4 protein-coding genes are annotated in these 7,304 nt (G+C 70.5%); 2 read left to right on the top strand and 2 right to left on the bottom strand.

The features are described from left to right. Positions 1-239 precede the first annotated feature (239 nt). Together ACWDBB_RS24900 and ACWDBB_RS24895 are read right to left on the bottom strand one after the other, a co-directional pair. A complete protein-coding gene (locus ACWDBB_RS24900) occupies positions 240-2,051 on the bottom strand; it encodes an alkaline phosphatase family protein (protein WP_449791709.1) in 1,812 nt (603 codons plus the stop codon). A 216-nt stretch (positions 2,052-2,267) separates the two neighbouring features. Then, positions 2,268-4,241, bottom strand: coding sequence for an Ig domain-containing protein (locus ACWDBB_RS24895; protein WP_449791708.1), 1,974 nt, complete (start codon positions 4,239-4,241; stop codon positions 2,268-2,270). A 693-nt stretch (positions 4,242-4,934) separates the two neighbouring features. On the opposite strand from ACWDBB_RS24895, the gene ACWDBB_RS24890 reads away from it, so the two are divergent. Both ACWDBB_RS24890 and ACWDBB_RS24885 read left to right on the top strand, forming a co-directional pair. Beyond that, entirely contained in the window at positions 4,935-5,138 is a 204-nt protein-coding gene (locus ACWDBB_RS24890) for a hypothetical protein (protein ID WP_449791707.1), read from the top strand. A 109-nt stretch (positions 5,139-5,247) separates the two neighbouring features. Continuing rightward, entirely contained in the window at positions 5,248-7,098 is a 1,851-nt protein-coding gene (locus ACWDBB_RS24885; protein WP_449791706.1) for an ABC transporter ATP-binding protein, read from the top strand. Positions 7,099-7,304 lie beyond the last annotated feature (206 nt).

The raw sequence follows: 7,304 nt of genomic DNA, 5'->3' as shown, positions 1-7,304 counted from the left end.
TGTCCCGCAGGTAGTCCTCCGGCGGCTCGGCCATCCGCCAGACCATCACCGCCAGCCCGGTCAGCGCGAGCGAGGCGGCGGCCCACTGGATGCCGCTGCCGCGATGACCACCACCGGTGCGGTCACCCCGAGCCGGCGCGCTCACGGGATTGCTCCGCGTTGGTGGCGCCGGCGACGAGCAGCGACCCGCGCCGCCGTCCGGTGGGGCGGGGCCGGGCCGCCCCCGCCCCACCGGGCCGTCAGCCGACGGTCAGGCGGAAGGGGCCTGCCAGCACCGAGTAGCCGTCGTTGGCCAGGTAGTAGGCGTCGTACGAGCCGGCGCCGTTCAGCTTGGACGTGGAGAGGGTGACCGCACCGCTCTGGTTCGGCGTGTAGGACCAGGTCAGCGCGGACTGGGAGCCGGGGATCACGCCTGCGGGGTAGAGGCCGACCCAGTTCTTCGGGCCGGCCTGGGAGGCGTTCGGCACGGCGTAGCGGAGGGTGACGTTGCCGCCGTTCGCCACCGCGTTCAGGGTGCCGGTGAGCGTCGGCCCGGTCGCCGTGGACGGTGCGAAGGCGGCGTTGAGGGGCCTCGCGTAGGTGTCGTTGCCGGTCAGGCCCGGCAGGCCGAGGGCGGCTTCTATGGTGCGGCCGACGCTGTAGTGGTCGTAGTGCAGCGGGCTGCTGGTCCCGGCCGGAACGGTGCCCTGCGAGCCGACGACGACGGTGGCGACGTGGTTGTAGGCCTCGTTCTGGCTCTCGTCCCAGGTCAGGAGGAGCAGGGAGCGCTGCTGGGTCCAGGCCGGGGAGGAGAGCACGGGGGCGAGGGTCTGCTTCAGCCAGCCGTCCTGCACCTTCAGGCTGGTGGCGCTGCCGTTGCCGGAGGCCTCGCCGTCGTAGTAGTCGTCGGCGGCGATCCAGGAGAAGTTCGGGGTGGTGGCCGCGGACCGCAGGTCGGTGGTGAGCTGGGAGGTGTCGAAGAGGTGCGCCGCGCAGCGGGCCGGGTTGCCGCTGATGTCGGTGTAGTTGATGAACGGCGCGTCGTCGGGCATGTAGTAGCTGTCGTAGTTCTTGTTCGTGTTGCAGGGCGTGCCCATGCCCTGCTCGTAGGCCTTCCAGGTCTTGCCGGCCTCCTCGATCGTGTCGCCGAGGTTGCGCTGGGGGGAGTTGATGTCCGGCCAGTAGGTGGCGCCCTTGGCGTAGGTGTCTCCGCCGGCGATGGCGAGGTAGTTCTCGTCGCTCGGGTGGTAGACGGCGCGGGAGTCGGTGAGGGTGGCGCCCTGGGACATCAGGCTGTGGATGAACGGCGTGTCCGCCGGGTCGTTCATGATCTGGGAGTAGTCGGTGTTCTCCATCATGACGACGAACACGTGGTCGTAGCCCGGTGCGACGGACGACGGCGGGGTCAGCGGCGCGGGCGCGGCGACCGAGGTGTCGAGGGTGAGCGAGAGGTTGTCCAGGTAGCCGGTCTCGTTCGAGGTGGAGAGGAACTGCACCTCGACCTGGATCGAGCGGGTCCCGGCCGGGACTGCTCCGGCGGTGCTGCGGGAGAGGAACCGGGTGCTCAGGCCGCGGTCGGTCGCGGAGACGGTCGGAAGCTTGGCGGTGGCGCCGAGCGGGCGGCCGTCGGCGTCCTGGAAGTGCAGGCTGACGGCGGCGTAGCCGCCGTAGGTGGTCCAACCGCCGAGCCAGCCGGAGAGGTTGTAGTGCACGCCGCCGCCGTCGATCGCCGTGGCCGCCGAGGAGACGTCGACGGTCTGGGCCATCGCGCCGTCGCCGAAGTTGCCCGGGCCGAAGAAGGCCTTGCCGGGCGTACGGCCGTCGCTCGGCAGGCCGAAGGAGCCCGCGGAGTGGCACATGACGTCGATGCCGCCGGCCTCGACCGTCCAGCCGGGGACGGTGCTGGCGGCGCTCCAGTCGTTGGTGCAGTAGCCGCCGGCCTCCGCGTCGCCGTTGACGATCAGGTTGCCGCTGCCGGCCGCCGCCCGGGCGGTCGCGGGGGCGACGACGAGCGCGCCGACGAGGGGGAGGGTGGCGAGCAGTCCGCCGAGCGTGCTCCATCGCAGTCGCATTAGGGATACCTCGTCCCGTTGGTGAGGGTGGGTGTCATGGCTGTTCGCCATGAGCGGGACATAGGTACCGGTCAATGCTGTCCGGCGGAAGAACGCTGACCGAACTCGACCCGAAGAAGCCGCTCCCGGGCCCGTCCTCGTGGACGGGCCCGGGAGCGTGCCGGTCGGTGCGGAACGGATCGGGTGTCAGGTCGGGTCGGATCAGGTCAGGTCAGGTCAGGTCAACTTGACCGACGCGTCGTCGACCAGGAACGCGGTCTTCCCGCTCGTCGAGTGCGCGACCAGCTTGATGCCGACCGTCGCGCCGAACTCGGCCGCCACGTACGGCGTCAGGTCGAAGGACTGGAGTCGGTAGCCGTTGGTCGCGTCCAGGTTGGTCCACGTCTTCACGGTCGCCAGGTAGTTGCCGCTCCACTGGTCGTACAGCTCCAGCGAGAGCGTGTCCGCCGCCGGGCCTCCGGGTGCGGAGGAGCCCTCGGCGCTGCCGGTGATGTTCAGCCAGAAGGAGAAGTGCTCCCTGGTGTACCCGGGGGTGGTTTCCACCCACTGGGTGATGGAGTCGTCGTCGGCGGTGTTCTGGCCGAGCCACGCGTACGTCGAGCCGCTGTGCGCCTGGTGCGCGGTGGACGGCGTGATGATGTTGTACCCGGACGGGTTCCAGACGCCGTGGTCGGCGGTGTGGTTCTCGAAGCCGGGGTCGTTGAGCTGTTCGATCGGGGTGCAGCCGCTCTGCGGGCCGTGGAAGAAACCGGCCTTGAAGGTCTGGCTCTGGGTGTTGCCCTGGTCGTCGCGGCCGGTCACGGTGATGGTCTTCCAGCCGGTCGCGCGCGTCGTGCCGGTGATGCGGCCGGTCGCCGGGTCGATCCGTAGGCCGGCGGGCAGGCCCTTGGCGCCGTACGTGATCGGGCGCCCGGCGCGGTCGGAGGCGAGCACGGGGATGTTGACCGGTTTACCGCTCTCGACGGTCTGCTCGCACGGCCGGGTGACGAGGAGCGGCGCGTTCCCGAAGACCGGGCCGTCGCCCGTGCACAGGTGGTCGTAGTTGGACCAGGTGGTCTGCACCGGGAAGACGCCGGTGGAGAGCGTCAGGTTGAACATCCCGCCGTTGGCGCCGACCGGGATCCAGGAGCACTTGTCGGCGTTCTCCTGGCCGGTGGCGTCGGTCCAGGCGCCCGAGGCGTTCTGGTCGGTGATCGTCTCGGCGTACTCGTGGCCGCCGATGATGCCGTAGCCGTCCAGGCGGCCGCGCGCGCCGGGGTTGATCCAGTTGGTGCCGCAGTTGGGCACGTCAGTCAGGTAGGGCATGAGGGTGTAGGCGAGGGTGCCGGCCGAGCTGCGCATGAAGGTGTGCCAGGCGCAGTAGCCGAGCTCCTTCCACTTGTCGGAGTCCAGTCCCTGGCCGGTGTTGACGACGTACTGGACGTCCCGGTTCTGGTTCGGATCGGTGTTGCCGAAGTGCTGGGCGGCTGCGACGACTTCGGCCGCGATCTCCGGCTCGGTGGCGGCCTTCGGCGCGGGCTTCGTGTTGTCCACCCAAACGCCGGCGAGGGTCTGGCCGGCCACCGGCATGCCGACGTGGTTGGCCTCGGGCGGGCAGTAGGACGAGCCGGGTGCGATGCCTTCGCAGTACTGGGTCATCACCTTGGACCAGGTGTCGGTCGTGCTGCCCAGGCCCTTGAAGAAGTCCTGCTGGTAAGGCGCGGCGCCGTCGGGGTCGCCGGACAGCGTGACGTTGCCGGTGGCCGGGTCGGTGCCCGGGGTGCCCCACTGACTGCCCCAGTAGATCAGGTAGACCTTCGGCTGGCCGGTGGTGACGCCGATGGAGTCCTGGCCTCCCCGGTAGGTCATCTGCAGGTCGTAGTTGTTGCGGGGGGACACGGCGGTGTCGTGGGCCTTCGCGGCCTGCCGTTGGGCGAAGGTGTCGGCGTTGGGCATCACGTGCGGCCGGACGGAGCCGACCTGCACCCAGGTGCCGTTGATCTGGCGCCAGCCCTCGGCCGCGGGGTGCGGGTCCTTGGGGGGCGTGGCCGAGGTCGGTGACTGGGCCGTCTCCGGCCGGTCCTGGGCGAGGGCGGTGCCGGTGCCTCCGGCTGCGGCGAGGCCGAGCGCGAGGGCGCCGAACAGGAGTTTTCCAAGGGTTCCGCGGGGGCTTCTGAAGGTTCCGCCGGGGCGTGAGCGTGCTGCGGGCACAGGTCGGTCCTGACTCTCTGTCGGAAGGCGGGGAAGGTGAAAGCCGCTCCTGCGCTGCCCGTTGACGACGCGCGACGCGGCATGTGAAATGACACATGTCACCGGTCACATGGGTCAAGACCCGGGAGTCGAGGTTCGCGCCCGTCCCTTTCGGGGCCGGGAACTTGAACGTTCAAACCGCTGTCCGCCAGGTCGCCGTTCTCGCGCGCGCCACCACCGGCGACCTGGCGGGCGCCCCCGCCCTGCGGGAGGACACCGAGCCCGGCGACCCGCGGGAGGGCGCGGTCGCCGCCGTGCTCACCGTGCCGTGCCACCCAGGAGAAAGTCGGTGGAACCTTCGCGAAGTCCCTGATGGGTCTGGAGCGGTGGCCGTATCCGGTGGTGTGTGAGATGTGCGGATGATGTGCGGATGGGGGCCGGCTGACCGCCGCGGGACGCGAGTGCGGGATCCGCAGGAGCACGGGCCGGGTCGGCTCGCGCCCAGGGACGTCGGATGCCGGCCTCCAGCAGCCGACGCAGCCGGCTCCGGCTCAGGGCCTCGACCTGGCGTCGAGTGACAACGCCACCTGGACACTGATCCGCCAATTTGGACATTATGGCCAAATCATTCCATATTTCCCCGACTCTGTGCTTGTGGATCCCCGGGTCGAGGATGACGCTGGAAGGAGAAGCACATCGAAAGAGGGTCTGATCATGTCATTCCTCGCAAGTATCCGTTCCTTCGTGCGCGACGATGGAGACTACGGCGGTCGCGGCGGTTACGGCTTCGACAACTTCGAGCGCGACGGTGGAGACTACGGCGGTCGCGGCGGTTACGGCTTCGACGACTTCGGGCGCGGCGGTGGTGACCACGGCGGCTACGGCGACTGGGGCGGCGGAGGCGACTGGGGCGACTAGTTGCCGTTAGCAGCGCACGAACTCCTATCTCAGAGCGGGCCGGGCAAACTGTGCCCGGCCTTGTCGCTGGGCCGGAGGCCGGGTTCGGGGCGAGCGGGAAGACCGTGAGATGACCAGGAAGCGCTACCTGCGGTCCGTGCTGCGACGGTTTCTCACGGTCGCCGAGACCGCCGACCCAGCCGTGGTCCCCACCGCGCCACCGGTTCCACTCCGCGAGGTGTTCCAGCGTTTCTGGCCGTACACCAGGGGCGGCCGCCGCTGGCTGGTGGTGCTGCTGGCGCTGGTCGCGGTGGCCCCGGCGATCGAGGCCGCGGAGATCTGGCTTTTCAAGATCGTGATCGACGACATGCTCATTCCGCACCGGCTGAGCCTGTTCTTCCCGATCGCCCTCGCGTACGCCGTGCTCGCCCTGCTCTCCGGAGTACTGGGATTCGCCGACCGGGTGACCTCCACCTGGGTCAGCGAGCGGTTCCTGCTCATCCTGCGGTCGGACGTCTTCCGGCACCTCCAGGGCCTGTCACTGGGGTTCTTCGAACGGCGGCGGCTCGGCGACGTGCTGTCCCGGGTGACCGGCGACATCGACGCGGTCGAGACCTTCCTGCTCTCCGGGCTCGTCGGCGCGGTCAGCCAGGTGATGCGGCTGGGCATCTACGTCGGCGTACTGCTGGTGCTGCGCTGGGAGCTGACGCTGACCGCACTGGTCGCCGCACCGCTGTTCTTCCTCACCGCCCGCCGCTTCGCGAAGCTGATCCGGGCGGCCTCGCGCGAGCGCCGCAGGCGCGCCGGCTCGATCAGCGCCGTCACCGAGGAGTCACTCGGCAATATCGCACTCGTCCAGGCGTACAACCGCCAGGACTGGGAGCACGCCAGGTTCCAGCGCGAGAGCGTCGGCCGGTACCACGCGGCGATGGCCTCCACCCGGATCGGAGCGCTCTACGGGCCGACGGTCGACTTCATCGAACTGCTTGGTGGCATGGTGGTGATGGGGCTCGGGGCCTGGGAGCTGGTGCACGGACGGCTCACCCTCGGCGGGCTGATGGTCTTCCTCGCCCTGCTGAGCAGGCTCTACGGCCCGATCCAGCGCATGTCCGGACTCGGCACCACCTTCTACGCGGCCTCCGCCGCGGCCGAGCGGATCATCGAACTGCTCGACCAGCGCCCGCAGGTGAGCGAGGCGGCCGCCCCCCGGGCGATCGGCCGCACCCAGGGCGAGATCGAGTTCGACGACGTCACCTTCCGCTATCCGGAGACGGAAGTCCCCGCACTGTCGGGCGTGTCGTTCAGGGTGGCCCCTGGGGAGATGCTGGCCCTGGTCGGCGCCAGCGGCGCGGGCAAGTCCACCGTCGCCAAGTTGCTGCTGCGCTTCTACGACCCGGACGGCGGCACGGTCCGGCTGGACGGCCTCGACTTGCGCGAACTGGCCCTCACCGAGCTGCGCGAGAACGTCGCGGTGGTGCTCCAGGAGACCCTGGTCTTCCACGGCACCGTCCGGGAGAACATCGCCTACGGACGCCCGGAGGCGAGCGAGGCCGAGATCCGGGCGGCCGCCCGGGCTGCAGACGCCCACGGGTTCATCAGCCTGCTCCCGGACGGCTACGACACCGTGGTGGGCCAACGCGGCCGGCTTCTCTCCGGCGGCCAGCGCCAGCGTCTGGCCATCGCCCGCGCGATGATCCGGGACGCGCCCGTCCTCGTCCTGGACGAGCCGGCCACGGGCCTGGACGCCGAGTCGACCCGGCGGATCATGGGCCCGCTGCGCCTGCTGATGGCCGGCCGCACGACGGTCATCATCTCGCACAACCTGCTCACCGTCCGAGACGCCGACCAGATCGTCCTGCTCGAACAGGGCCGGCTCGCCGCCCACGGAACCCACGACGAACTCATCGCCCGCAGCCCCGCCTACGCCGCCCTCCACCGGCTGCACCACCCGCCGGACGCCCCCCTCAGGTCCGTCTCCTGAGCCCTCCGCGCCGCGGCCTGAAGGCGGCACGCCCCGGTGGCCAGCGCAGAGTCGGTACCGCGCCGCACGCCACCACGCCGACCGCCACGCCGGACAGCTCGCCGAGCCACCCCTCGCGACCTCGGCGAGCCGTGCCGGGACCGGCGGGCCGCGGCCGAGACCGATCGCGAAGCGGCACACCGCCGGGCCGGCCCCGAACCGACCGG

Source organism: Kitasatospora sp. NPDC001095 (assembly GCF_053598615.1).
The sequence above is the reverse complement of the archived record's forward strand: the minus strand, read 5'-3'. Positions and strand labels throughout refer to the sequence as shown.